This window comes from Pseudarthrobacter sp. fls2-241-R2A-168 (genome assembly GCF_030209335.1).
Lineage (GTDB): Bacteria > Actinomycetota > Actinomycetes > Actinomycetales > Micrococcaceae > Arthrobacter.
In genome coordinates this window covers 20,577-43,209 of record NZ_JARVSG010000026.1, presented here as the reverse complement: position 1 = coordinate 43,209, position 22,633 = coordinate 20,577, and the positions used below count along the sequence as shown (strand labels likewise).

At 65.3% G+C, this 22,633-nt stretch carries 19 protein-coding genes; 7 read left to right on the top strand and 12 right to left on the bottom strand.

What is annotated here, in order from left to right; genetic code table 11:
* Positions 1-67: 67 nt before the first annotated feature.
* Complete coding sequence (locus tag QRN11_RS14715; RefSeq protein WP_220126153.1) at positions 68-433, top strand: Rv3235 family protein; 366 nt, start codon at positions 68-70, stop codon at positions 431-433.
* Positions 434-548: 115 nt separating this feature from the next.
* On the opposite strand, the gene secA is transcribed toward QRN11_RS14715, so the two are convergent.
* From secA to mtrA, 7 genes are all read right to left on the bottom strand, one after another.
* Positions 549-3,287, bottom strand: a complete 2,739-nt coding sequence (gene secA / locus QRN11_RS14710) for a preprotein translocase subunit SecA (RefSeq protein ID WP_091415537.1) — start codon at positions 3,285-3,287, stop codon at positions 549-551.
* 82 nt (positions 3,288-3,369) lie between these two features.
* On the bottom strand, positions 3,370-4,596 hold the full coding sequence (locus QRN11_RS14705; protein WP_285313350.1) for a winged helix-turn-helix domain-containing protein: 1,227 nt from the start codon (positions 4,594-4,596) through the stop codon (positions 3,370-3,372).
* 32 nt (positions 4,597-4,628) lie between these two features.
* Positions 4,629-5,354: a ribosome hibernation-promoting factor, HPF/YfiA family gene (gene hpf, locus QRN11_RS14700; protein ID WP_091415531.1), complete on the bottom strand. Its 726-nt coding sequence runs from the start codon at positions 5,352-5,354 to the stop codon at positions 4,629-4,631.
* Positions 5,355-5,498: 144 nt separating this feature from the next.
* Positions 5,499-6,359, bottom strand: coding sequence for a ComF family protein (locus QRN11_RS14695; protein ID WP_285313408.1), 861 nt, complete (start codon positions 6,357-6,359; stop codon positions 5,499-5,501).
* A 143-nt stretch (positions 6,360-6,502) separates the two neighbouring features.
* On the bottom strand, positions 6,503-8,221 hold the full coding sequence (locus tag QRN11_RS14690; protein WP_285313349.1) for an LpqB family beta-propeller domain-containing protein: 1,719 nt from the start codon (positions 8,219-8,221) through the stop codon (positions 6,503-6,505).
* The gene (gene mtrB / locus QRN11_RS14685; protein ID WP_370455805.1) at positions 8,218-9,855 is read right to left on the bottom strand and encodes an MtrAB system histidine kinase MtrB; all 1,638 of its coding nucleotides are present in this window, start codon (positions 9,853-9,855) and stop codon (positions 8,218-8,220) included. Before mtrB ends, QRN11_RS14690 begins: the two co-directional genes overlap by 4 nt.
* 244 nt (positions 9,856-10,099) lie before the next feature.
* Entirely contained in the window at positions 10,100-10,774 is a 675-nt protein-coding gene (gene mtrA, locus QRN11_RS14680; RefSeq protein WP_091415523.1) for an MtrAB system response regulator MtrA, read from the bottom strand.
* Between the two features lie 184 nt (positions 10,775-10,958).
* On the opposite strand from mtrA, the gene QRN11_RS14675 reads away from it, so the two are divergent.
* The 6 genes from QRN11_RS14675 to QRN11_RS14650 are packed head-to-tail and all read left to right on the top strand — an operon-like array spanning position 10,959 to position 17,242.
* Positions 10,959-12,290 carry a DUF7847 domain-containing protein gene (locus QRN11_RS14675; RefSeq protein WP_285313347.1) on the top strand — a complete coding sequence of 444 codons (1,332 nt, stop codon included), beginning with the start codon at positions 10,959-10,961 and terminating at the stop codon, positions 12,288-12,290.
* Positions 12,280-12,924 (top strand): DUF4129 domain-containing protein, encoded by a 645-nt coding sequence (locus tag QRN11_RS14670; RefSeq protein ID WP_285313346.1) that lies wholly within the window; start codon positions 12,280-12,282, stop codon positions 12,922-12,924. The genes QRN11_RS14675 and QRN11_RS14670 overlap by 11 nt, the downstream gene beginning before the upstream one ends.
* The gene (locus QRN11_RS14665; protein WP_285313345.1) at positions 12,921-14,138 is read left to right on the top strand and encodes a DUF4350 domain-containing protein; all 1,218 of its coding nucleotides are present in this window, start codon (positions 12,921-12,923) and stop codon (positions 14,136-14,138) included. The genes QRN11_RS14670 and QRN11_RS14665 overlap by 4 nt, the downstream gene beginning before the upstream one ends.
* The gene (locus QRN11_RS14660) at positions 14,135-15,190 is read left to right on the top strand and encodes an AAA family ATPase (RefSeq protein WP_285313344.1); all 1,056 of its coding nucleotides are present in this window, start codon (positions 14,135-14,137) and stop codon (positions 15,188-15,190) included. Before QRN11_RS14665 ends, QRN11_RS14660 begins: the two co-directional genes overlap by 4 nt.
* Complete coding sequence (locus QRN11_RS14655; RefSeq protein WP_285313343.1) at positions 15,190-16,482, top strand: DUF58 domain-containing protein; 1,293 nt, start codon at positions 15,190-15,192, stop codon at positions 16,480-16,482. Before QRN11_RS14660 ends, QRN11_RS14655 begins: the two co-directional genes overlap by 1 nt.
* A gap of 46 nt (positions 16,483-16,528) precedes the next feature.
* A complete protein-coding gene (locus QRN11_RS14650; protein ID WP_285313342.1) occupies positions 16,529-17,242 on the top strand; it encodes a DUF4166 domain-containing protein in 714 nt (237 codons plus the stop codon).
* A gap of 4 nt (positions 17,243-17,246) precedes the next feature.
* Here QRN11_RS14650 and QRN11_RS14645 read toward each other — a convergent pair whose 3' ends face one another.
* The 5 genes from QRN11_RS14645 to QRN11_RS14625 form a co-directional block, all read right to left on the bottom strand.
* Positions 17,247-18,251 (bottom strand): uroporphyrinogen decarboxylase/cobalamine-independent methonine synthase family protein, encoded by a 1,005-nt coding sequence (locus tag QRN11_RS14645; RefSeq protein WP_502935038.1) that lies wholly within the window; start codon positions 18,249-18,251, stop codon positions 17,247-17,249.
* A gap of 59 nt (positions 18,252-18,310) precedes the next feature.
* Positions 18,311-18,718, bottom strand: coding sequence for a chorismate mutase (locus QRN11_RS14640; protein ID WP_285313341.1), 408 nt, complete (start codon positions 18,716-18,718; stop codon positions 18,311-18,313).
* An 89-nt stretch (positions 18,719-18,807) separates the two neighbouring features.
* Positions 18,808-20,523, bottom strand: coding sequence for an ABC transporter ATP-binding protein (locus QRN11_RS14635; protein WP_285313340.1), 1,716 nt, complete (start codon positions 20,521-20,523; stop codon positions 18,808-18,810).
* Positions 20,520-21,521, bottom strand: coding sequence for an ABC transporter permease (locus tag QRN11_RS14630; RefSeq protein ID WP_091415504.1), 1,002 nt, complete (start codon positions 21,519-21,521; stop codon positions 20,520-20,522). Before QRN11_RS14630 ends, QRN11_RS14635 begins: the two co-directional genes overlap by 4 nt.
* The gene (locus tag QRN11_RS14625; RefSeq protein ID WP_091415501.1) at positions 21,521-22,603 is read right to left on the bottom strand and encodes an ABC transporter permease; all 1,083 of its coding nucleotides are present in this window, start codon (positions 22,601-22,603) and stop codon (positions 21,521-21,523) included. Before QRN11_RS14625 ends, QRN11_RS14630 begins: the two co-directional genes overlap by 1 nt.
* Positions 22,604-22,633: the final 30 nt, after the last annotated feature.

Here is a 22,633-nt window from a genome sequence, read left to right as displayed (position 1 = left end):
AAGGGCTGAGAATATCCCGGGCCGCACCCGGGACTTAACGCCAAACCAAGCCGGGGCTCCTTCCGGATTGCGGGCCGTTGATGACCTGTCCGAGGTCCGCGCAGTCACCCGCGGGACGGTGCAGGCAGCCATGGAAGTGCTGGCGGGAATCCGCCCCATACACCAGCTGGCCCGTCGCCTCGATCCGCGGTGCCTGTCAGCGCTGCAACACCGTGCCTGCCTGATAAGACGCGAAGTCGCCCGGACGAACAATCCTGCGTTGGCGCGGCTGCACAGAAATTCCGTGGTCCGTTCGGTACGCGTTTGCGAAGTGGCTGAGGGGATTTATGAAGCGAGCGCCGTGGTGGTGGACGACGTCCGTGCCCGGGCTGTCGCTGTCCGCCTGGAACGGAGCAAGCAGGTATGGCGGGTCACTGAGCTTGTCATTGGCTGAGGGCATCATGCCTCTGAGCGAAACCGAACTGGGCTGGAACTGGAGCAGGGCCGGGAATCGCATTCCCGGCCCTGCTCCGTATTTCTCATTGCCCGCCGGCTCACTCAGCCCGCGGCTAACGCTTCTTCTTCTTTGCGGGACGCTTGGCTGCATCCTGCGCAGCTGCCTTGGCCGGGTTTCCAGAACGGCCGGACTGCCGCGTCTCCACGCGGGTCTGCGTTCCGCCGCTTTCGCTCGGTGCGGTGTACTGCAGCTGGGCCGGCTGCGCCGGCGCTTCCAGGCCGGCGGCGCGCACCTGCGGCTCGACGTGCTCGGTGTGCCCGCCCTCGGCGTCGGCAACCACCACATCCTGGGCGGGGGTGACTTCCACTTCCAGGTTGAACAGGAAACCCACGCTTTCCTCGCGGATGGCCTCCATCATGCTCTGGAACATGGCGAAGCCCTCACGCTGGTACTCAACGAGCGGATCGCGCTGGGCCATGGCCCGCAGTCCGATTCCCTCCTTGAGGTAGTCCATCTCATAAAGGTGTTCCTGCCACTTACGGCCGATAACTGACAGCACAACCCGGCGCTCCAGCTCGCGCATGCTTTCGGAGCCAATCGCCTCTTCCCGGGCCTGGTAGACCAGGCGAGCGTCGGACAGCAGCTCTTCCTTCAGCATCTCAACAGTAAGCCTGGACTTTCCGCCGGCTTCCTCGATGATCTCCTCCGGGGTGACACTGACCGGGTAAAGCGTCTTGAGGTTGGTCCAGAGCTGGTGGAAATCCCAGTCGTCGCCGTTGCCTTCGGCAGTCGCAGCGTCAATGAGCGCCGTGATGGTGTCCTCCACGAAGTACTGCACCTTTTCGTGCAGATCATCGCCTTCAAGGATGCGGCGGCGGTCGCCGTAGATGGCTTCGCGCTGGCGGTTGAGGACGTCGTCGTACTTTAGGACGTTTTTGCGCTGCTCAGCATTGCGGCCCTCCACCTGGCCCTGCGCGGAGGCGATGGCCCGCGAGACAAGCTTGGATTCCAGGGCGACGTCGTCCGGCACCGAGCTGTTCATCAGCCGTTCCGCAGCGCCGGAGTTGAACAGGCGCATCAGGTCGTCCGTCAGCGAGAGGTAGAACCTGGACTCGCCGGGGTCACCCTGGCGGCCGGAACGGCCGCGGAGCTGGTTGTCGATGCGGCGTGATTCGTGCCGCTCGGTACCCAGAACGTACAGGCCGCCGAGGTTCAGCACTTCCTCGTGTTCGTCCTTGACGGACTGCTTTGCAGCTTCCAATGCCTCTGGCCAGGCGGACTCGTAGTCCTCAGAGTTCTCTTCCGGATCAAGCCCGCGCTTCGCCAACTCGGCCACCGCAGTGAATTCGGCGTTGCCGCCGAGCATGATGTCGGTACCGCGGCCGGCCATGTTGGTTGCCACGGTGACGGCGCCTTTGCGTCCGGCCTGGGCCACGATGGCAGCTTCGCGTGCGTGGTTCTTCGCGTTCAGGACCTCGTGGCGGATGCCTTCCTTGCCGAGGAGCCGGGACAGATATTCGCTCTTCTCGACGCTGGTGGTTCCCACGAGCACAGGCTGTCCCTTTTCGTGCCGCTCCGCGATGTCCTTAACGACGGCGTCGAACTTGACGGTCTCGTTCTTGAATACCAGGTCCGGCTGGTCGATCCGCTGCATGTCCCGGTTGGTGGGGATGGGCACCACGCCAAGCTTGTAGGTGCCCATGAATTCCGCGGCCTCGGTCTCGGCAGTACCGGTCATGCCCGAGAGCTTGTGGTACATGCGGAAGTAGTTCTGCAGCGTCACCGTGGCCAGGGTCTGGTTTTCGGCCTTGATCTCGACGCCTTCTTTGGCCTCGATGGCCTGGTGCATGCCCTCGTTGTAGCGGCGGCCGGCAAGGATACGGCCGGTGTGCTCGTCCACGATCAGGACCTCGCCGTCGAGGATGACGTAGTCCTTGTCCCGCTTGAACAGTTCCTTGGCCTTGATGGCGTTGTTGAGGAACCCGATCAGGGGCGTGTTGGCGGACTCGTAGAGGTTCTCGACCCCGAGGTAGTCCTCGACTTTCTCGATGCCGCTTTCCAGGACGCCGACCGTGCGCTTCTTTTCGTCGACCTCGTAGTCCTTCTCCGGCTGCAGCCGCAGGACCACCTTGGCGAATTCGCTGTACCAGCGGTTGGTGTCGCCCTGCGCCGGACCGGAGATGATCAGCGGTGTCCTGGCCTCGTCAATGAGGATGGAGTCCACTTCGTCAACGATGGCGAAATGGTGCCCGCGCTGGACCAGTTCGGCTTTGTCCCACGCCATGTTGTCGCGGAGGTAGTCGAAGCCGAATTCGTTGTTGGTGCCGTACGTGATGTCGGCGGCGTACTGCTGGCGCCGGACCGAGGGATCCTGGTTCGACAGGATGCAGCCGCTGGTGAGGCCAAGGAAACGGTACACGCGGCCCATAAGGTCGGACTGGTATTCGGCCAGGTAGTCGTTCACAGTGACCACGTGGACACCCTTGCCGGTGAGCGCATTGAGGTAGGCGGGAGCAGTTGCCACCAGGGTCTTGCCTTCACCGGTTTTCATTTCCGCGATGTTGCCAAGGTGCAGCGCGGCGCCGCCCATCAGCTGGACATCGAAGTGGCGCATGCCTAAGGTTCGTGAGGACGCTTCCCGGACCGCGGCGAAGGCCTCCGGAAGCAGGTCGTCAAGCTTCTCGCCGTCCTGGTGGCGTTCGCGCAGGCGGTCCGTTTCCTCGCGGAGTTCGGCATCCGTGAACGTCTTGAATGAGTCTTCCAGGGCATTGATGGAGTCGGCATAGTTCCGCAGTTGCCGCAGGGTTTTTTTGTCACCCGTGCGGAGAAGTTTTTCGATAAGTGATGCCACGTGAAGATGCTCCCAGTCGTTGCCGCCGAATTCTGGCGTTTTTAGTCTACGGGAGAGACACCGGACCGCTGGGTGTTTTCCCTCAGAGCGGAGCAACCAATCCGCCTGCCACCGCGTCGGCGAGTTCGCCGGCAAGGTCGCCCCGCGGGCAGATCTCCATGCCCGGCAGTCCCAGCCAGTCCGCCATCAAGCGAAGCTCTGCAGCGAGTTCGACGGCGGTATCCGGCGGGGCACCAGGCTCGGCATAAGCGGATCGAACCAGCAGCTTCCCGCCTGCGCGGTCAGCCTTGAGGTCCACCCGTGCCACAATCCTGTCGCGCAGGAGGAAGGGCAGGACGTAGTATCCATACCGCCTTTTGGGTTCGGGAGTGTAGATCTCTATGCGGTAGTGGAAGCCGAACAGCTCCTCGAGCCGGCGCCGTTCAAAAACCAGGGAATCGAACGGGCTCAACAGTGCCCGGCCTGTCGCACGCCGCGGCAGCCTGGCTTCGGTGTGAAGGAACACTTCACGGTTCCAGCCGGCCACCGTCACAGGCACCAGCCTGCCCGAGTCCACGAGATGGTTTACTGCTGCCGCTGCGGCCTTGACCGGCGTGCGGAAATAATCAGCGAAACACCGCACGGTGCCGATGCCGTGGGCTTGCGCGGCGGCATCGATCAGCCGGTGCAGGGCCGGCTCGAGGTCGCGTTCCCCCGGTTCCCTGCCAGGAAGTTCCGGCAGCACCTTCGCAGTGAGCGTGTACCTCCGCTCGAATTGCTCCGTCCTGGAGGCGGCTGAAACAACGCCCTCCTCAAACAGATGCTCCAGTACCCTCTTGACCGCGCTCCAGTTCCAGCCCCAGTTGGCGTTCTGTTTTTCCTCCACGTGGCCGATGCGGTCGGCGATCTGGGCGGCAGTCAGCGGCCTCGCCGTTGCGAGCGTTTCCAGGATCCTGCCGGAGATAGTGGCGAGCAGGGCCGGATCCATGCTGTGGGCCCCCACCCAGGAACGTTTCTGCCACAGTCGCAGGTCGGCGAAGTGCTCCGGCCGGATGTAGCTGGCTTCGTGTGCCCAGTACTCCACCATGCGCCGCGGATGTGTGGCTGACATCCGCTGGAGGATGGTGCGGTCGTAATTCCCCAGTCGGGAGAAGAAAGGAAGGAAGTGGCTCCGGGCAAGGACATTGACGGAATCGATCTGGACCAGCTGGAGCCGGGCAAAAGTCCGGCCCACCGTCCGTGATGTCACGGGGCCGGCGGGCCGTCCTTTGTCGAGTCCCTGTGCTGCCAATGCGATCCGCCGGGCCTGGTCCAGGCTCAGCGTCGGCACATCAGTCCTCTCTGTGGATGGTGATTACCACCCTAGGCGTTGGCTGCAGCGTCGTCAGAACGGTACGCGAGGATTTTTTCTTCAACCACGGTGTCGCCCGGTTCGCATTCGTGGTCCAGGGTGATAACCCCGTAAGTCCAGCCGCGGCGCCGGTACACAACAGAGGGTGTATTCGTGGCCTTATCCACGAAAAGGTAGAAATCGTGGCCGACAAGTTCCATGTTGTCCACGGCATCATCGAGCGAAAGCGACGCGGCAGGGAAAACCTTGCGCCTGATCAGGACCGGGGAATCGCCGGCCGGAATGTCGTTATCGACATCGTAGGGAGATTTCTCTGCGGGGGCCGGCGCGGTTTCGGTCCGGTGGCTCGCCTCGACATAAATCGGTTCGTGGGCGCTGGCGGGTTCCAGCGTGGCGGTGGCTTCACGGACTGCTTTGGGGGTGTGGCGTCCGTGGTGGACCTTCTTGCGGTCCTTGGCGCGGCGGAGCCGCTCGAGCAGCTTGTTGTATGCGAGGTCGAATGCAGCGAATTTATCAGCGGCACTTGCTTCGGCACGGATCACCGGCCCCCTGCCCAATACTGTCACTTCAACAGTCAGCTGGTCGCCGGTCTGCCGTGAGCTGGTCTCCTTTGAAACTTTTGCATCAACCCGCTGGACCTTGTCACCCAGCGACTCGATCTTTGAGATCTTCTCTCCGGCATATTCGCGGAACCGGTCTGAGACTGTCAGATTTCGTCCGCTGATCATAAACTCCATGGTGCCCTCCAAATGACTTCGGTGACACGACGGCAGCACTTCGCTGGGCCGATCTGATTGACAGTCGAGCCCCTTTCCGAGCCGCCATCGACAGGTACATTCTGTTCTTGGTACCCACCACCGACGTTAGTTCATAGCCATCGGTTATTCATCCTTTCGTGGTTTATTTTTTTCTAAGTCATGCCCCTCCCTGCGGGGTTCAGCGGATGCGGCGCCAGGTGCTGCGGAGTCCGGCGGGCGTGTCGCGGCGAGGACCACCGCGCCTGCCACGACGGCGCCTGCAGAGTGCAGTGCCCGCGCAGCTTCCGAAAGGGTTGCACCTGTGGTCAGGACGTCGTCGACAATGATGCAGCGGCGTCCGGCCAGCTGCGCCGGGGCGCGCCGGCGGACACGCATGGACCCCCGCACCCGCCTGGCACGGCCGCCGCGGTCCAGGCCTTTTTGGCCTCCGGGCAGCTGAAAAATTCCGGCACCGCTTTTTTCCAGCACGTTCAGCACGGGAAGCTCCGGGAGCTGCCGTGGCACCCTCCGCAGGAGCAGGTGGACCGGGCTGAAGCCACGCTTCATGAAGGCTGCGTTGCTGGTGGGCACTGGCACCAGGCAGGTCTCCTGCATACCAGCCGCAGCTGTCCGGACAGCCCCGCCGAGCGCCCGGCCCAGGCTTTTCCCAAGCCCATGCTGGCCGTGCCGTTTGAAAGACAGGAGAGCCTGCGCCAGCTCCTCCCTGTACACGCCGGCAGCCACCACCGGCAGCAGCACCGTCCCGCCGACGTCCATCAGGGCGGGAGCTCCTTGTTCAGCGCGGAAAGGCTGGCGCGTCAGCCGGCGGATGTTGCGGTCGCACGGAACACACAGCGCACGGTCTTCGGCTCCGCAGCACACACAGTCCACCGGAACCAACAGCGCCAGGAGATCGCCAAAAGCGCCTTCAGCCTGGTCCACCAGGCGCAGCAACGCGCTCCGGTGGTCCGACCGGTGCCTGGCGGGCCGCTCGGCGGACGGCATGAGGTCCGGATCGAGCCGGACGTTCCATGGTGCGCAGGCTGGGCCCGTGACTTTGCGACTCACCCGCTAAGCATCTGACGTCAGGCCCTGCAGCACCACACGGTTAACAGGCTATGTGGACAGGCCCGGAAGGAACCCGGGGATCAGCCGGGGAACGCCGGATCCACCGGGCCCTTGATCTGCGGCGACCAGCCGTTGCCCAGCCGCTGGAAAACGCCCTCTGCGGACTGGGCGTAGATTTCCTCCGGGCCGTTTCCGGCGCCGAGGGCCACCAGCCCCGGCCATGGGGCCAGCTGCTGCGGCAGCCCCGACGTCAGCGAGAGCAGTTCCGGCGTAACGTTCGAGCCGGCAGCCCCCTTCATCACGGCAACGGTGGTATCGGTGACCCAGACGCCCTGGTCCGGCCGGCTTTCGGTGGCCAAAGTAACAGGTGGCGTCAGCTCCCGGGGCGCCCCGTCACCGCCCCGGATGATGCCGGCAACCTGCACCCGGGTCTTGCCGTTCTGTTCGGAAATCACCAGCGCCCGGACCCCCTCGCGCGAAATCCGGACGTCCTTGACCGTCCGTCCTGCCAGCCAGGCCGGCGTCAGCGTGACTGAGGGCACGCTGGCGCCCTCAGCCACTCCTGTAGGCCGGAACACCACAATTTCCGTTTCCCCCGAGGCGCCCGGTCCTGCCGACCACAGCCAGTCGTTCAGCCCGAAGGAGGGCCGGGTCAGTGTGCTTCGCGTGGTCAGCGCCCTTGCAGGCTGGCCGGGACTGATGCTGTACAGGGTGGTGCGGCTCTCGTTGAGGAAGGCCGCCATCTGCGATGCGGGCGACTCGGCGGGGAACCGCGGAGTAAGGGAGGACACCGGCTGGATATCCGGCAGCGGCGATATTCTGTTGTTTTCGTAGCGGACCAGCTCGTTACCGCTGACCGCAATCTGGCGTGACGGCACACTCTTATCCACTACCGGCGGCAGGACCGAGCCGTTGTCCTCCACGCGGACCAGGTCCTGGTTTGCGCGGAGCTCAACGTTGACTACGTCCGGCTGGCTGCGGAAGGTCAATGTCAGTTGCATCTGCATCCGCAGCCGGTCCTCGGGCGAGGTTTCCGTCAGTTCCTTGGCCGTCAGGTCCACCTGGGCTGCACCGGAGACAACGGGTACTGACTCCCGGGCCAGCTTGATCCCTGAGGGGAACGCGCTGGCCACGGCGCCCCGCAGGTACGGCGCCGGCCCCGCGAGCAGCGCACTGGTCATCGCTTTGACGGTCTTGTTCTTGATAAACCAGCGCACGTCCGGTACCGCATACGTGAACGTGGGGTCATAGAAGTAGATGGGATACGCGCCGTAGATCACTTTAAAGGTTTCTTCGGCGATGGCTGTCCCGTCCGGCAGTGCCGAAATCCGCCACTGCCCGTCCACCTGGGTGACGGTGACGGGGATTTTTTCGATGGTTCCTTCCGGTGACTGCGTTGCTATCCCATCGGAATCCACGGTGTAAGCGACATCCAGCTCGTAGTTGTAGACGTTTTCCGCCTCACCCGGCACTACCTTCGCTTCCCGGTAAACGAGGGCGCGCTGGTCCGGCTTCCACGAGACGGAGGAAGCCTGGGTCAGATACTGGCGCGCGACGGCGTAGTCGTCCTCGTAGCCGCTGCCGGCACGGTAAAAGTAGTCAATGATGGTCTCCGGTGACGCGCCGGGTTGCGGCGCTGCCGGCAGGAACACCGGTGCGCTAAGGTTCCCGGCGCTGCCCTCGCTGCTTTTGCCCACCGGGCCGGACGTGGGAATCCGCGCGCAACCGGCCAACAGTGCCAGCAGGACCACCAGCAGCGAAGCAGCCAGCCTGGCCCTGGGCGGGGTACGGCCCGTCATGGAGTGTCCTTTGAGGCCGCCGGAGCAAGCGGGGTGCCGGCCTCAAGGACCAGCATGTTCCTGTTGTCTGTTTCGCCAGGGATGGTGATGTCCTCCGGTTCCAGCTGCACGGGCGACTTGTCGATTTCTTCCCCCTGGCGCAGCGGCAGTGTCAGCCTGAAGTTCGCACCGCTCCCCTTCTTGCCCCATGCCTGCAGCCACCCGTTATGGAGCTTGGTGTCCTCCATCGCGATGGAAAGCCCGAGGCCGCTGCCGCCGGTGGTGCGGGCACGGGCAGGGTCTGCGCGCCAGAACCTGTCAAAGACACGCGCGGCTTCCGCGGGCGCCATGCCGATCCCGTGGTCGCGGACGGCAATGCCGACGGCGGTCTGGCTGGCTCCCACTGAGACCGTCACCGGCTTCCCTTCTCCGTGTTCCACGGCGTTGAGTATGAGGTTTCGCAGGATGCGGTCGATCCGGCGGGCGTCCATTTCGACGATGATGGCGCCTGCCGGGGCGCTGAGGATGATCTTGGAGCCATATTCGGCCGCGACGGGGGTTGCACCTTCAATCACGTGGGCCACCACCTGCAGGATGTCTTCCGGCTCGGCATCGAGCATGGCCACGCCGGCGTCGAAGCGGGAAATTTCCAGCAGGTCCGAAAGGAGGGACTGGAACCGCTCCACCTGGTTGTACAGGAGTTCCGCCGAGCGCTTGTTGATGGGGTCGAAATCGTCCCGTGCGTCGTAGAGCACTTCCGCGGCCATCCGGACAGTGGTCAACGGTGTCCTCAGTTCATGCGAAACGTCGGAGACGAAGCGCTGCTGCATCTGGGACAGGGTAGCCAGCTGGGTGATCTGTTCCTGGAGGCTGGCAGCCATGTGGTTGAAGGAGGCACCAAGGCGTGCCACCTCGTCCTCGCCCCGGACCACCATCCGTTCCTGCAGCTGGCCGGCGGCGAGTTTTTCGGAGACCATCGCGGCATGGCTGACCGGGCTGACCACATTGCGTGTCACATACCAGGCGATGGCGCCGATCATCAGGACCAGCACCGCCCCGCCGGCCCATAGTACGCTCTGGATTTCGTTCAGGGTCTGCTGGGCGGTGTTGAGGTCGTAGATCAGGTACAGCTCGTAAACGGTGCCATTAAAGGTCACCTTGTTTCCCACGGCGATGCCGGGGCGGTCCTCGGTGCCTACCGGGATAACGGTTGAGGCCCAGTACTGGTCTTTCCCGGATTCCTGGACGGCCTTGCGCAGTTCCGGCGGGATGACGCTGACGGTCAGCTGGTCCGATGCCCGTGATTCCACCCAGCGGTTCCGCGGCTTGGTCTGTTCAGGCATGGCCTCAAACACGTACCTCCGCTGGATCACCGAGCCCCGGCCCTCCACGGCGTTCAGTGTGTCGTACACCAGGGTGATCACGCTGGACTGGTCGGTGACCTGGGCGCCGTCGAACGTGTCCTGCACCTGCTTGACGTTGTAACGCGTCTCGGACTCCGCCTGGGTCAGCCGCTCCTGGAAGAGGTTGTTGGCGATCTGGTTCGAAAGATAAGCGCCCACCACGGCAAAGGACGTGATGGCCAGGAGCAGGGTGGTCAGGACCGTGCGGAACTGCAGCGACCGGCGCCAGCGCCGGTGCAGTGCGCGCCCCATATACCGCAGGGCCGGGAGGAACTTCCGGAATCCGGTCCGCACCAGCCGCGCGACGCGCAGGCTGACAATCAGGGCACGGCGTTGCCAGATCCTGGCCAGGAAGGACAGACGCTGGAAGCCTGCGGTGCGGGCATCGGTGTGTTCCGGAGCGTTGTGGTGCTCAGGCCGGTGGTGCCCGCCAGGCTGTTCGGGAAAACTTTCCGTGGCGGGTTCGTGTGCAGGTCCCCCGGGGGGAACTGCGGGGTCAGGCCCCTGCTTTGTAGCCGACACCACGCACCGTTAACACAACTTCCGGAGCTTCCGGATCCTGCTCGATTTTGGACCGGAGGCGCTGGACATGGACATTGACCAGCCGCGTGTCGGCGGCGTGGCGGTAGCCCCAGACCTGCTCAAGCAGCAGCTCGCGGGTGAACACCTGCCACGGTTTGCGGGCGAGGGCCACCAGGAGGTCGAACTCCAGGGGCGTCAGGGAAATCCGCTCATTGCCCCGGCTGACGGTGTGACCTGCGACGTCGATGGTGATGTCGGCGATTTTGAGGGTTTCCGGGGCCTTCTGGTCACCTGGACGCAGCCGGGCGCGGACGCGCGCCACGAGCTCGGCCGGTTTGAAGGGCTTGGGCACGTAGTCGTCGGCGCCTGATTCAAGCCCGCGGACGACGTCGGAGGTGTCCGATTTGGCGGTCAGCATCACGATGGGCACGTCCGACTCCGAGCGGATCTGCCGGCAGACCTCGATACCGTCGACGCCGGGAAGCATCAGGTCCAGAAGGACAAGGTCAGGCCTGGATGAACGGAAAACGTCGAGTGCTTTGGCCCCGTCAGCGCAGAAGACTGGTTCGAAGCCGTCATTGCGAAGAACAATTCCAATCATCTCGGCCAGTGCTTCGTCGTCGTCTACCACCAGAATGCGTGCCTTCATAGTTATATATTCCCTTATCAGACAGGCTTTGTCCTGTTCAGGGCGTTGCGGCATGGCGGAATGCTAGGTAGCCGTGCCCACGGAACTATAGGCTGGGAGCATTGCCGGAGGTTCCCGGTGCCCACCGTTCTGTCGCGGACCGGGCCTGGCGCTTCAGGCACTGCTGCAGGGGGAAGGAACACGGGTGTCAGAACAGGATCCGGGCGCGGAGCGGCCGCAGGGCTCCGGCGGGCAGCAGCCCGCATGGGGGCAGCCGCCCGAACAGGGTCAGCAGCCCCAGTGGGGCCAGCAACCGGGCTGGGGCGCGCCGCCGGCCTGGGGACAGCCGCAGGGGCAGCAGCACTGGGGTTCGCCCCGGCCGCCATACCCTGGCTCCGCCTACGGCCAGCCTGCTTATGGCCAGGCCCCTTACGGCCAATCTGCTTTCAGCCAGCCTCCCGCCAACCCCTACGGCCAGCCCCGCTACGTGGCGCCGCCCAAACCGGGGATCGTCCCGCTCCGCCCCCTGATGTTCGGTGAGATCCTGGATGGCTCATTCCAGACGATCAGACGGAACGCCAAGGCCATGCTCGGCGCTTCCCTCATTGCCCAGTCGTTCGCTGCGATCCTTGCCGCGGTGATTACTGCCGTCACCGCAACGTCCATGGTGTCCATCGAAGCATGGGCGGAGAGCGCCAGCCCCGCCGACTTCGCCTCGTTGGGCCTGGGGTTCCTGGCCGCCGTCCTGCTGGTGTCTGTCCTGACCATGTTTATCTCGGCTGTCCTCCAGGGGGCCATGGTGGTGCCGGTGGCACGGTCCATCCTTAACCGCCCCACTGGGTTCCGGCAAATGTGGGTCCTGGCACGTTCGCGGGCCTGGGCGCTGATCCGCCTCGCGGCACTGATGATGCTCGCCGGCATGCTGGCGCTGCTGCTGCCCGCAGCCCTAATGGTGGCGGTGATCGCCAGCGGGGAACGGGCCGGGATTTTCCTCCTCATTCCCATGATCCCTGCTGTTTTTGCCTTGCTTCTGTGGATCTATATCAAGCTGATGGTGGCGCCCGCCGCCGTCGTCATCGAAGAGCTGGGCGCGCTGGACGCCCTGCGGCGTTCGTGGTCGCTGACCCGCGCCAACTGGTGGCGGATTCTGGGTATCACCCTGGTGGTGGGCATCATGGTGGGCGTCATCGGGCAGGTGGTCATGATCCCGGTGAGCCTGCTGCCCTCGATGCTCTCCGGTTTCCTGTCCCCGCATGCCGGCAGCGAGCAGGAGATTACTGTTGCAGTCGCCGTAGGGGTGGCCACCGCCGTCGTGGGCGCCCTGGTGGGGGCTGTGGGGTATGCCTTCCAGACGTCGGTGATGGCCTTGCTCTACATGGATCTGCGGATGCGCAAGGACGGCCTGGACATCGCGCTGCTCCGGCAGCTGGAAACCGGAGCAGATCCGGACGGCATACCGGGCCGCGGAATCCATGCCATCAGGCCGGGACCGGTTCCCGGAACCGGACAGTCCGGGGTTTGGCCGGATGTCCGCTGAACCTCCTGTCCTGCCCTCGGCGGAGGAAGCCCGCCGCTGGGCCGCGGAGGAACTGGCCAAATCCGAATACCGGGAAGCCGAGCCCGGCTGGCTCGACTCGCTGTGGCGCAGCTTCCTGGACTGGTTGCAGTCCCTGGACGGACCGGCGGGAGCCGATGCACCCGTGCCCAGCCCCGTTATTGGGATTGTGATCGCCGCGGTCATCCCCGCCGCAGTGATCCTCGCCCGGCCCCGCCTGAACCCCAAGGCCCGGCAGGCCAAGGAAGTCTTCGAGCCGGACAGCGCACTCACTGCCGCGGACTACCGGCAGCGCGCTGACGCCGCGGCCGCGGCAGGAAACTGGGGGGACGCCGTCGTCGACCGCTTCCGTGCAGTGGTCCGCTCAGCGGAAGACCGCGTGCTGCTGGAACCCCAGCCGGGCCGGACCGCGGATGAAGCCGCCTTCGCCCTGTCCCGGCCCTTCCCGGCGGAGGCCGCGCGCCTGGACCAGGCCGCCAGGATCTTCGACGCAGTCCGCTACGGAAACTGGACACCGGGCAGTCCTGATTACGAGGCAATGGCAAGACTGGACACAGATCTCGAGGCGGCCCGGCCCGCACGCGACGCAGCGCAGGACACGGCGGCGCTGCCATGACCGAAGCGCTGCAGGACGTCGGCGGACAACAACACGCTGTAGATCGAAGCACCAGCCAGGATTCCCGGTCCGCGGTGCGCAGGAACCCATTCCGCTGGCTCCGGCAGCACCGCGGCCTGGCCGCCCTGGCAGCCGTTGTGGCTGCTGCACTGGGCATGGTGATCTGGGGGCAGCTTGCGCCAAAGGGGGACGGTGTTTCCCTCTCCGTCCATAACCCGGGACCGTCGGGGGCGCGTGCCGTCAGCGAGATCCTCGGCCGGCACGGCGTGAACGTCAACGACGTCGACCGCTTCGAAGAGGCCATGGCGGCGTTGGAGGACAGCGACTTCCCCACCCTCCTGCTCTACGACAGGAACGGGTACCTGGATGACCAGCGGCTCTCTGAGCTGACCGGCGCCGCCCGGCTTGTGGTAGTGATTTCACCCCGCCTCCAGACGCTGGGCGCGCTGGACAGCGGCATCAGGCAGGCCGGTGTTGTGCCCGAATCGGCACCGGTACTCGAGCCTGATTGTTCAATCCCTGATGCCGGGGCGGCCGGCCAGGTCACCGGAGCATCGGGCTTCGTGTACGACGGCGGGACCTCCTGTTACCGGCCCGCCGGCACCAGCGCCGGGCTACTGGCGGTCAGCGGCGATGGCCGCGTCACCGTCCTGGGCAGTACGGCTATCCTCAGCAACGAGAAGCTCGACGAACTGGGCAACGCCGCCCTGGCTCTCCGCACGCTCGGCAACTCCGCGGACCTGGTGTGGTATCTCCCGTCCCTTGAGGATCTGGACACCACGGGTTCGCCGCAGACACTCAGTGAACTCGCTCCGGACTGGTCGCGCTTTATCGGGCTGTGGCTTGCCCTGGTGGCACTGGCGGCCATCGTGTGGCGGGGCCGGCGGCACGGACCACTGGTATTCGAACCGCTGCCCGTGGTGGTCAAGGCAGTGGAAACAGCCGAAGGAAGGGCCCGGCTTTACCAGGATGCACGCGCCATCGAGCAGGCCAGGGACAACCTCCGCGCCGGCACACTGGTGCGGTTGGCCAGGAAACTCCGCCTGGGTCCGGAAGCCACCGCTGATGAGGCCGCGGAGGCGCTGGCCCGGTTCCTGTCCCGGCCCTCCCCCGGCATCAAGCAGCTCCTGAATGAACGTCCGCGCACCGAGGCACGGCTTGTGGCCTGGGCGCAGGAACTGAACACCCTAGAGAAAGAGGTCAGTAGCCGATGAGCGAACAAGGCATCGGGCCCCGGGTCCTTGATTCCACCGGGCAGGATTCTGCTGGAAACGGTTCAGCCCGGCATGCTTCAGCCGGACATGCCTCGGCTGGGCAGGATCCAGCGCGGCAGGCCCTCCTAGACGTACGCCATGAGGTGGCAAAGGCCGTGGTGGGGCAGGACGCCACCGTGACGGGCCTGCTGATCGCCCTGCTGTCACAGGGGCACGTGCTGCTGGAGGGTGTGCCGGGCGTGGCCAAGACCCTGCTGGTCCGTGCATTGTCCGCAGCCCTGAGCCTGGACACCAAGAGGGTACAGTTCACCCCCGATCTCATGCCCGGCGACGTCACCGGGTCCCTGGTCTACGACTCGCACACCTCAGAGTTCTCGTTCCGCGAGGGTCCCGTGTTCACCAACCTCCTGCTCGCCGACGAAATCAACCGTACGCCGCCTAAAACGCAGGCGTCACTGCTCGAGGCCATGGAGGAGCGGCAGGTCTCCGTGGACGGTGCCGCCCGCCCGTTGCCCGCACCGTTCCTGGTGGCAGCCACCCAAAATCCGGTGGAATACGAGGGAACCTATCCGCTCCCCGAGGCCCAACTGGACCGGTTCCTGCTCAAGCTCACCATGCCGCTTCCGGAGCGCCGCGACGAGATGGAGGTCATCCGGCGGCATGCGGCGGGCTTTGATCCCCGCGACCTGGCGGCCGCCGGCGTCCGTGCCGTGGCGGGCGCCGCGGATCTGGAGCGGGCCCGGCAGGCGGTGGCCACCGTGGCAGTGGAACCCGAAATCATCGGCTATATCGTGGACCTGGTCCGGGCCACCCGTTCCGCGCCCTCGTTCCAGCTTGGTGTTTCGCCCCGGGGTGCCACGGCGCTGCTGAACACCTCCCGCGCCTGGGCCTGGCTCTCCGGACGGAGCTACGTCACCCCGGATGACGTCAAGGCCCTGGCCTTGCCCTGCCTGCGCCACCGGGTGGCACTGCAGCCGGAAGCGCAGATGGACGGCGTCCGCGTGGACGACGTGCTGGGCAGCATCCTGGCTTCCGTTCCCGTCCCCCGCTGATGGCCATCTCCGGACGCTTTGTCCTCCTGGTGCTGGTGGGACTGGTGCCGGTCCTGCTGCTTCCCGGCTGGGGAACGTTTCTACTAGTGGCCGGCAGCCTTTTAGCCCTGGCCGCCGTAGACCTGGTCCTGGCCGGTTCGCCGCGCCGGACCCGCATTGTTCGCCGGGACCCTGGCAATGTGACGTTGCATGGGACGGCAGACTCGGTACTTACTGTCTCGAACGACGGCGGGCGCCGGCTGCGCGGGAGCCTCCGGGATGCCTGGCAGCCATCGGCAGGCGCCCAAAATCCATTGCAGGATATTGATGTTCCGGCGGGTGAGAGCCGACGGGTTACGGTACGCCTGCGGCCCGTACGCCGCGGAGACCTCAAAGCCCCACATGTCACCGTCCGCAGCTTCGGGCCGCTGCTGCTCGCAGCCCGCCAGCGGACCATCGAATGCCCGGGTCTGTTGCGGGTCCTGCCGCCCTTCCATTCACGGCGGCACCTGCCCTCCAAGCTGCGGAAGTTGCGCGAACTGGACGGCAAGGCTGCCGTGCAGATCAGGGGCGCGGGCACGGAGTTCGATTCCCTCCGCGATTATGTGCACGGCGATGATGTGCGGTCCATCGACTGGCGTGCAACAGCCCGCCGGTCTGCCGTGGTGGTGCGCACTTGGCGGCCTGAACGCGACCGCCGCGTGGTGATGGTGCTGGATACCTCCCGGACGTCGGCGGCCCGAATCGGCGACGAGCCCCGGCTGGACACCGGCATGGAAGCAGCCCTCCTGCTGGGTGTCCTCGCCGAGCGGGGCGGAGACCGCGTGGACTTCCTGGCCTTCGACCGGCGGACCCGGGCACGGGCCGGATCAGCGGGGCAGGGGAACCTCCTGGGCCAACTGGTCCAGGCCATGGCCCCGCTGGAGGCTGAGCTCATCGAGCTGGACTGGCAGGCAATCCCGGCGCAGGTCCGGGCCGTGTCAGCGCACCGGTGCCTGGTGGTGCTGCTGACGTCGCTGGAAGGCGGCGCACCTGAAGAAGGCCTGATCCCCACCGCGATGCAACTCTCCCGTCAGCATGTGGTGGTGGTGGCAGCGGTGCGGGACCCGCAGCTCGGCCTGATGCTGCAGGAGCGTGACAATGCCGCCGGTGTCTTCCGGGCGGCCGCCGCCGAACGGTCGCTCCTGCAGCGGGCAGCAGTCACGGCCGAGCTTCGCCAGCACGGCGTGGAGGTGGTGGACGCAGAGCCGCTGGAGCTGCCGCCCCGGCTGGCCGACATGTACATCAGGCTTAAGGCGGCAGGTAGATTGTGAAAATCCAGCAGGCCGCTGTCCGGCCACATCACGAGGAGGTCCCTCTATGAACGTTCCCATTTACCAGCAGGCCCTCGGTGCGGACTACGGCCGGCTGCAGCCCGAACTCCAGGAGTACTTTGCGCTCGCGCCGGGCTCCGGCCGGTACGGCGTGGGCGAAGGGATTTTCGATGTGGTGGGCTGCCGGCAGGACTGGCTGCGCCCGTTGCTTCGGCTCACCGGCAGTGAGGAAGCATTCTTTCCGGAGTACGGAGAGGGCATCCCCTTCAGGATCGAGAACCACGCCCATCAGGATCCCTTTGGCCGCTCCAGCCTGACGGCCCGCCGGGAAATCCGGTTTCCCGGGCGCAAGCGGATCTTCCAGGACACCACCAGCGTGACCCGCCGGGCCGGCGCGCCCCAGCTGGTTGACTATGTGGGCCGGCTCCGGCGCCTGGTGACCGACCTGAACCTGAGCGTCACGCCGGAGGGACGGCTGCGGGGTGTGTCGGAATCCTCGCGGCTGTTTCTTGGCCCCCTGCGCATTCCCCTTCCCGCTGCACTGGATGCCAAGGCCTACGCGGAGCAGTGGTGGGACCCGGCAGAAGGCAGCAGCGGCAAGCACCGCATCCAGGTCAAGGTGATCCAGCCACAGATCGGACTGGTCCTGGTCTACGCCGGCAGCTTCGACTACAGGCTTCGCCCCTACACGGGCGGAAGCTCAGCGCAAAGCTTCCTGCCGCGCTATGCACAGCCGGACCGGTGGGAAAACCGGGTCTGACGCCCTAGCCCTGCGCCCGCTGGTTCAGACCGTCCGCCACCTGGGTCAGCCGGCCGAGGACCGATGTCGCGTCGGCCGGACTCCGGCTGGCAAGTCCGGACGAGGGTGTGACGCGGAGGGTGCTGATCCCCGCAGGGGACAGACCGAGCTGCCGCCACGGGCGCCACACTGCATCAACACAGTCAGCCACCCGGGGCAGCGACTTCCCCGAGACGTCCAATGCCCCGATCCACAAACGCTTGCCTGCTTCTGCCGCTCCGGCCAGCTGCTCCCACTGGCGCGACGTCAGTGCCCTTAGCGGAACGGCGATGCCGTCTGCTCCGGAGGCCAGAATCTGTTCGAACGGGGCCTCGACCTCGGGCACGGATATCACCACCTCCGCGGCGCCGGCATCCCGCAACGAGTCCAGCACCACGCGCCATGATTCCCGGGCCTCGGAGGACGGAACCGCCCGCAATGTGCGGTAGCCGCTGGAGGTGGGGATGGTGCCGGCCAGTACCGCCGCAATATCCGGCTCATCGATCTGGACCACCATCCGGGCACCGGGAACAGCCGCCGCCACGCGGGAGAGGTATTGTCCAACGCCGGCCGCAAGTGAGGCGGCAAGATCACGCCGGGCACCATAGTCGATGAGGGCGCGCTCGCCGTTATGCAGGTGAAGTCCGGCCGCCAGGCTGAGCGGCCCTACCACCTGCACTTTGATCTCGGCAGCCGCCTTGTCCTCAGCACCGGCCACATCGGCGAGGACGTTGATATCGGTAGCGAGGGCAGAAGCAGCGCGGCGGAAGTCCTTGCCGGGCCGGTCCACGAGGCGCCAACCGTAGGGCTGGACGTCGACGGCGAGTTCTTCCAGCAGGGTGGCCGTCCGCCCCAGGGCATCTGAACCGACACCCCGGTCCGGGAGTTCGGCGAGGAATGGAAGGTGCGGGCTGCCCAGTTCACCGCGGATGATCCTGGCTGCTTCCACCGGGTCCTCGCCCGGCCAAGGGCCCAGCCCGGTGGCCGTCACCTCCCGCGGCGGTGCCGCATCCGTTCCGGTCAACGTGCCGGATTCGTGCCGTTGCCCTTTCACGCGAGCGCTGATGCCTGCGGGTGCTGTCCGGAGGCGGCCTCGTGGTCTTCGGCGATCGCCTCGTGATGCCGGATGACCTCACCGATGATGAAGTTCAGGAACTTTTCCGCAAACGCGGGGTCCAGGTGCGCGTCTTCGGCCAGCCTGCGCAGCCTGGCGATCTGCGCGGCCTCGCGGCCGGGATCACCGGCGGGCAGCCGGTGGGCAGCCTTCAGGAAACCCACCTTCTGGGTTGCCTTGAAGCGCTCGGCCAGCAGGTAGACCAGCGTGGCGTCGATATTGTCGATGCTGGAACGGATGGACAGCAGTTCAGCCATCACCGACTTATCCACCTGGCCGGCCAACGAACTGGCTGAGGGATCGTAGTCGTCGGAGTCAGGAACGTGAGGGTTGTGCTGCGTCATGGTTCAAGTCTATGGGCAGCCGAAGCAATCAACCGGGTGGTGCCGGTGCCGGCATTGCGCCGGCACCGGCACTTTCAGCCGATGAGGTCTCAGATGCCGAGCAGCGCCCTGTTTTCTTCGCGCCGCTTCGCCTGTTCCTGGGGGTCGGGAACCGGCAGGGATGCGATGAGCCGCCGCGTGTAGTCGTGCTGCGGGTTCCCCATCACCTGGCTGCCGATGCCCTGTTCCACCAGCCTGCCCTTGTACAGCACACCCACCCACTGGGACAGAATGTCCACTACCGCAAGGTCGTGGCTGATGAACAGACAGGCAAAGCCGAACTCCTGCTGGATGTCCCGGAACAGCTCCAGAACCTTCGCCTGCACCGAAACGTCCAGGGCCGACGTCGGCTCATCAGCGATGAGCAGCCGCGGGTTGAGGCTCAGCGCCCGCGCCAGTGACGCCCGCTGGCGCTGGCCGCCCGAGAGTTCGTGCGGATACCGTCCCGCGTACGACGCCGGCAACTGGACTGATTCCAGCAGCTCGCCAACGCGTTTGCGCGCCTGCGCCGGGCTTGGCCTGGTGTGGATGACCATTGGTTCTGCGATGCATTCGCCGATAGTCAGTTGCGGGTTGAAAGATGCGGCGGGGTCCTGGAACACGAAGCCGATGTCCTTGCGGAGCGGTTTGAAGGTCCGCTCCCGGAGGTTGAGCATTTCGTATCCGAGAACTTTCAGGCTGCCGCCCGTGGTCCGGTTCAGCCCGGCAATGGCCCGGCCGATGGTGGTTTTTCCGGAGCCGGATTCCCCCACCAGCCCGAAAACCTCGCCCCGGGACAGGGTGAAGCTGACACCATCCACGGCCTTGAATGCCGGTGTTCCCAACCGGCCCGGGTATTCGATGGTCAGGTCGGTGGCCTCCACGAGGATTTCCTCATCCTGGTGGGCCCGGGTGGCCAGTCCCTCCGACGCCGAATTGTGCCCCAGGTGCGGCACCGCCGCCAGGAGCTTCCGCGTGTAATCCTCCCGGGGTTTGGCAAACAGGGTGCGGGCCGGAGCTTCCTCAACCACGTCACCCTGGTACATGACCACCACACGGTCGGCCAGGTCCGCCACCACTCCCATGTTGTGCGTGATCAGCACGATGGATGTACCGTACTTGTCGCGCAGGTCCCGCAGGAGCTCCAGGATCTCGGCCTGGACCGTGACATCCAGGGCAGTGGTGGGTTCATCAGCCACGATCAGGCCAGGGTTCAATGCCAGTGCCGCCGCGATGACCACCCGCTGCTTCTGCCCACCGGAGAACTGGTGGGGGTAGTAGTTCACCCGGTGCTCGGGATCCGGGATACCCACCTTGCGCAGGGCGTCGATGGCGCGGGCCTTTGCTTCCTTGGCCGAAACCCGCTTTCCGCCGCCGCTGCCCGCATGGGCCCTGATGCCCTCGGCGATCTGCCAGCCCACGGTGAACACCGGGTTCAGTGCGGTGGACGGTTCCTGGAACACCATGGCAACGTCACGGCCGCGGATCTGGCGCAGGCGCGCCGCGCTGACGCTGATCACGTTGGCCCCATTGATGAGCACAGTGCCAGAGCTGGTGGCGGTTTCGGGGAGCAGGCCCAGGATGGTTTTGGCGGTGACCGTTTTGCCGGAGCCCGACTCCCCCACGATCGCCAGCACTTCGCCCTTCCTGACTTCGAGGCTGACGTCCTTGACTGCCTGGACATCGCCGGCATCGGTGGCGAAGGTAACTTTAAGGTGGTCGATGTCGAGAACGGGATGGCCGGCGCCGGCCTGATGGCCCGGGGACGGATCGATGTTGATGGTCATGAACTCCTCACTTCTGCCGCGAGGGCGGCATTCGCTCCGGTCACCGAAGAGGTGCCGCTGGCGCGTTTTCGGCCCCGGAGCCGCGGATCGTTCAGGTCGTTGATGCTCTCACCCACCAGGGTCAGTCCCACCACTGTCAGCACGATGGCCAGGCCCGGGAATACGCCCGTCCACCAGATACCCGAAGATGCATCGGCAAGTGCCTTGTTGAGGTCGAATCCCCATTCGGCAGCAGAGCTCGGCTCGATGCCAAAGCCCAGGAAGCCCAGGCCCGCCAGGGTGAGAATAGCCTCGGAGGCGTTGAGGGTGAAGATCAGGGGCAGGGTCCTGGTGGCATTGGCCAAAATGTGCCGGCCGATGATCCTGGCACTGGATGCACCCACCACCTGGGCCGATTCAACAAACGGTTCAGCCTTGAGCCGGATGGTTTCGGCACGGATCACCCGGAAATACTGCGGGACGAACACTGCCGTGATCGCTAACCCGCAGGCGAGGATTCCGCCCCAGAATCCGGACTGCCCCTTGTTGATCGCAATGGACATAACGATCGCCACAAGGAGGGTGGGGAAAGCGTAGATGGCGTCGGCGATGACCACCAGGACACGGTCCAGCCAGCCGCCGACGTAGCCGCTGACGAGTCCAAGAAACACTCCCAGGAAGATGGACATCAACACGGCAGCGACAAGTACTGCTGCTGCTGTCTGCGATCCCCAGATAACGCGGGACAGGACGTCGTAGCCGCCCACTGTTGTTCCCAGGAGATGCTTGCCGCCGGGTGCGGCCTGGGCCGGGAAAGAGCCGGCATCATCGGAAATCTGCGAGAATCCGAAGGGCGCCAGCAGCGGCGCAAAAACGGCCGTCAGCACAAAAGCGGCACAAAGCACCACGCCGATGAGCAGCATCGTTCGCTGCAGGCCAACACTTTGGCGGATGTGGGATGCAACGGGAATACGGTCAAGTATCGGTTTCTTGGGATGGGGCAAGCCGTCGATGCTCATCAGTACCTCACCCGCGGATCGATCAGGGCCGCGGCAATGTCCACCACAAAATTGGTGACCGCCACAATGACAGCCAGGAGCATAACGATGCCCTGGACGGCGACGAAATCACGCGCCGTAAGGTACTGCGCCAGCTGGTATCCGAGGCCCTTCCACTCAAAAGTTGTCTCCGTCAGCACTGCGCCGCCGAGCATCAGGGCGATCTGCAGACCCATGACTGTGATGATGGGAATCAGGGCCGGCTTGTAGGCGTGCTTCGTTACCAGCCGGTATTCGCTGACCCCACGGGAACGGCCCGCCTCAACATAATCCTTGCCGAGTGTGCCGATCACGTTGGTGCGGACCAGGCGGAGGAAGACGCCGGCTGTCAGCAGGCCCAGGGCGACGGCGGGCAGCACGGCGTGATGGACGATGTCGCCAAAAGCTGCCAGATCGCTGCTGCGCAGGGCGTCCAGCCAGTAGATGCCGGTGGGTGCTCCGAGCCTTCCCATCGCCAGCTCCGTTGTGGTGGAGGCACGGCCGGCAACCGGGAACCAGCCCAGGCCGACGGAAAAAACCAGCTTCAGCAGCAGGCCTGCGAAGAAGACCGGGGTGGCATAACAAAGGATGGCGAACAAACGCAGGAATGCGTCCGGGACCTTGTCGCGTTTGTGGGCGGCGAACATTCCCAGGGGAATCCCCACAAGCAAAGCCACCAGCAGGGCGTTGATGCTCAGTTCCAGCGTGGCGGCGCCGAAGGTGGTGAGCATCTCAATGACTGGCCGTCCATCTGAGATGGTCCGGCCGAAGTTGCCTGTGGCGATGTTGCCGAGGTACTCGATGTACTGGATAAAAAGGTTCCGGTCGTAACCGGCCTGGTGAATCAGCGCGTCAATCTGCTCCTGCGGCAGGCGCCCGCCCTGGGCTGCGGTGATGGGATCGCCGGTGATCCGCATCAAGAAGAAGACCAGGGTGACGAGAATAAAAATCGTCGGGAAGATGAGCAGGAAGCGGATCAGGATGTATCTCCCGAGGCCACCTCCCGCGGATTTGGATTTGGGCGGCGCAACCGTTGGCGGCGGCGCATCGATCATTGTGGCCATGCTGTCCCTGCTTGGTATAAAAAACGATGG

What these genes read in the sequence shown, in the direction of transcription:
- QRN11_RS14635 (WP_285313340.1), bottom strand. Translation starts at nt 20,523, where the DNA reads ATGACCATCAACATCGATCCGTCCCCGGGCCATCAGGCCGGCGCCGGC.
- QRN11_RS14625 (WP_091415501.1), bottom strand. Translation starts at nt 22,603, where the DNA reads ATGGCCACAATGATCGATGCGCCGCCGCCAACGGTTGCGCCGCCCAAA.
- QRN11_RS14665 (WP_285313345.1), top strand. Translation starts at nt 12,921, where the DNA reads ATGACCGAAGCGCTGCAGGACGTCGGCGGACAACAACACGCTGTAGAT.
- QRN11_RS14690 (WP_285313349.1), bottom strand. Translation starts at nt 8,221, where the DNA reads ATGACGGGCCGTACCCCGCCCAGGGCCAGGCTGGCTGCTTCGCTGCTG.
- QRN11_RS14650 (WP_285313342.1), top strand. Translation starts at nt 16,529, where the DNA reads ATGAACGTTCCCATTTACCAGCAGGCCCTCGGTGCGGACTACGGCCGG.
- mtrB (WP_370455805.1), bottom strand. Translation starts at nt 9,855, where the DNA reads ATGGGGCGCGCACTGCACCGGCGCTGGCGCCGGTCGCTGCAGTTCCGC.
- QRN11_RS14670 (WP_285313346.1), top strand. Translation starts at nt 12,280, where the DNA reads ATGTCCGCTGAACCTCCTGTCCTGCCCTCGGCGGAGGAAGCCCGCCGC.
- QRN11_RS14695 (WP_285313408.1), bottom strand. Translation starts at nt 6,359, where the DNA reads ATGCCGTCCGCCGAGCGGCCCGCCAGGCACCGGTCGGACCACCGGAGC.
- QRN11_RS14630 (WP_091415504.1), bottom strand. Translation starts at nt 21,521, where the DNA reads ATGAGCATCGACGGCTTGCCCCATCCCAAGAAACCGATACTTGACCGT.
- QRN11_RS14660 (WP_285313344.1), top strand. Translation starts at nt 14,135, where the DNA reads ATGAGCGAACAAGGCATCGGGCCCCGGGTCCTTGATTCCACCGGGCAG.
- QRN11_RS14655 (WP_285313343.1), top strand. Translation starts at nt 15,190, where the DNA reads ATGGCCATCTCCGGACGCTTTGTCCTCCTGGTGCTGGTGGGACTGGTG.
- hpf (WP_091415531.1), bottom strand. Translation starts at nt 5,354, where the DNA reads ATGGAGTTTATGATCAGCGGACGAAATCTGACAGTCTCAGACCGGTTC.
- mtrA (WP_091415523.1), bottom strand. Translation starts at nt 10,774, where the DNA reads ATGAAGGCACGCATTCTGGTGGTAGACGACGACGAAGCACTGGCCGAG.
- QRN11_RS14640 (WP_285313341.1), bottom strand. Translation starts at nt 18,718, where the DNA reads ATGACGCAGCACAACCCTCACGTTCCTGACTCCGACGACTACGATCCC.